Source organism: Hydrocoleum sp. CS-953 (assembly GCF_002260545.1).
GTDB lineage: Bacteria > Cyanobacteriota > Cyanobacteriia > Cyanobacteriales > Microcoleaceae > Trichodesmium.
In genome coordinates this window covers 1-2,731 of record NZ_LGSU01000316.1, presented here as the reverse complement: position 1 = coordinate 2,731, position 2,731 = coordinate 1, and the positions used below count along the sequence as shown (strand labels likewise).

Below are 2,731 nucleotides of genomic sequence, written 5' to 3'. Positions count from 1 at the left end.
ATATAGAAGGCTTTAAACCGGATTGATTAATTATCAATTATCCATTATCAATTATCAATTATCCATTAGTAACTTTTGTTTGTCCCAAATATTTTTTAAGATAAGGGGAGAATACTTCATAAATTAATGTTAGTGGTTGACCATGATGCCAAAATAGATAATGTCGTCCCCAAAATGGTCCAGACTCACCAAAAGCTAACTCTAATTCTCTAGAATGACCATAATAAATTCCCTGGACATCTCGATACAATTCTGTCCGCAAACGAGCTAAACTTGCCCAAATTGGTAAAGACCGATTTTGCAAATACTCATCCACATGACTCGCTTCCCACCAAGATGTGGCATAAGCCAATCTTTGCCCAGAGGCTGTTCTTAGCCATACCTGTCGCCGTAACCTTGGGCCAGGTACAGCATGAATTAGATCGGGAGCATTGTCAAGATTCATGCCAATAGGGGACATATCAATTACATCAACTTCTGTTGGTTCAGTTGTCAATAGCTGTAAGTGACGAGTTGGAGACCCATCTCCCAGAAGTAATATTTGCCATGGGGGCGAAAGTTGGGAGTGGGGTAAACCTTGGCGAACGACTTCCTCTCCTCCTTGCCATAAGGGAGTTAAGGAATACCATGTTCTGGGCTGTGTTATTGGGTTTTTAGGTGAAATAGCAGTCATTTCAGTTATTAGTACCTCTGGTTTAAGCCTTATGCTTGAAATACTGAAGTTTATTCTTTGCATACCCTATCTAAGGGGAGGCTTCAGACCTTATCTTTTGGCCAATGCTCTTCTTTACAAAACTTAACTTCTTATTTTAATCATAGCGTTTCTACTGAATTCTTTCTAGTAGCATCACACTGTAGCAATCCTATTTTAGAGTTTGCTGAAAAAGTCTTATGAGTAAGGGGGGGAGAGAATAGGGACTTTTCCAATAGTTTGATTCTTAATTTTTCTGCATTTTCCCCTCACCAAAGGAGAAAAAATCCCTAGTTTTTAATCTTGATTTACTGATTTTATGACATTCCCGACCAGGAAATTCAGCACTTAAAACTATGAAAATTATCGGTTGATAGATTTATTCAGCAGATTATATTTAAGTTGTAATATTTTGGTGGTAGAGGCTATTCGTAAATCGCTTCTACAGGATTTAAGAGTAATACCAATTACCAAAAGTAATGCTATACTTCTACTTGACTTCAGAAGTAAAATAATCACCAAGATTTAAAGTCTGTTTTTGACAATTATTAATCGGTTAGTATAGGTTTTTCCTGATTTTAAACTCTCCCCCACCTCCCATACTTCTCACACTTACCCATCCAATCATATAAGCATTATTTTTGAGAAATGGTATAATAATTTAAAAAGTATTCAATTAAAAATTAACTGTTATAAAATTTTCATAACCAATGATAGGATTGCGATAAAATATGTAAGCATTTCCTGCGGAATGCGGAGCTAACAGCTATTAGTGGTCAGCTCTTCCGGAGGAAATGCTTACTAAAATATTAGTCATCATATTTTGTATTATTTGTCAAAGAAAATCAATTCCAGCATTTATGCAAAAATTTTATTGATTTTGCAATGTTTGAGTATGATACAAGAGAAATAGAGAAGGTAATTTTAGGCAAGAAAAACAATGAATAAAAAACAAGAATCATCCTTGTGGAAATCAATGACTAACAAAGCTTCAGAAGTCAGAGAAAATATCGGCAAAGAAGTATCTAAAGCCAGCAAATCAATCAGTAATAAATCTTCAGAAACAGCTAAAAATAAAGCTTCAGAAATGGAACAATTTATTACTGAAAAAGCATCAAATGTTGGTAAATATTTTAGAGAAACTGCTAAAAAATCTACTTTAAAAAAACAGCAAACAGATTCGGAAGTATGGCAGGAAACAGAAAATAATTTAGAACAAGAAGAAATATATCATATCTTTGTTGGTTATCAGACTGCTAATCAGGGAGGTACTCAGAAAGTTACTCTTAAATCAGGTAAAAGTTATAACGTAAGAATTCGCCCCAATAGTACGGAAGGCTCAACTTTACGACTACAAAAATGTGGTTTACAAGGTAATGATGCTTTCCTAGTTTTACATACTTTTTATAATCCCGAATTAAACCTAGATCGCCGGATGAATAGTTTAGTAATTCGCGCATCAATTTATGAAAGAAGTAAAACTAGATGTTTAGAAGCTTATAACAGAATTAATTCTGGTTTACAGACTTATGATTTAGCAGCACTCAATTTATTGGATTTTCTTGTAGAAGCATCAAATATAGATTCACTTATTGGTTTACGCTACAGAATTGCCAGTGAAAATTCTCGGTGGGTTGGCATTGATAAAGGTTTAGAACAAGTTTTAGATTCTAGCAAATTAATGGAAGTTGAAAAGTATAATTTGAAAGCAACTTATCTATATATTAAATTTGCGGAACCTCTACCTAATTTTGATAAATTTAGACAGTTAGATGCAATTATTTTAAATTCATCCATCGCTCCAGAATTAAAAGATAAATATTTATTAGCAAGTGCAATTTCAATGACACTGAGAATAGATATGTTAATCGTAAATTTGATTTCTAGTAGTCCAGAAATAGATAATAGTAAGCATTGTAAATATTTATCTGTTTATCAAAAACTTAGGGAAGGTGCAACAGTAGATAATGGAATTATACAAAATTTAGACAGTGTAATTTTTGAAGCCGAAATTCCCAGGATTTGTAAAATCCTATATCA

The 2,731-nt window shown here is 33.4% G+C and carries 1 protein-coding gene and 1 pseudogene; one reads left to right on the top strand and one right to left on the bottom strand.

The window, feature by feature from the left end; all coding sequences use genetic code 11:
* Nucleotides 1-58: 58 nt before the first annotated feature.
* Nucleotides 59-673 carry a chorismate lyase gene (locus AFK68_RS02910; protein ID WP_094671484.1) on the bottom strand — a complete coding sequence of 205 codons (615 nt, stop codon included), beginning with the start codon at nucleotides 671-673 and terminating at the stop codon, nucleotides 59-61.
* Nucleotides 674-1,631: 958 nt separating this feature from the next.
* Here AFK68_RS02910 and AFK68_RS02905 point away from each other — a divergent pair.
* A pseudogene (locus AFK68_RS02905) lies at nucleotides 1,632-2,731 on the top strand (hypothetical protein); the annotation flags it as partial.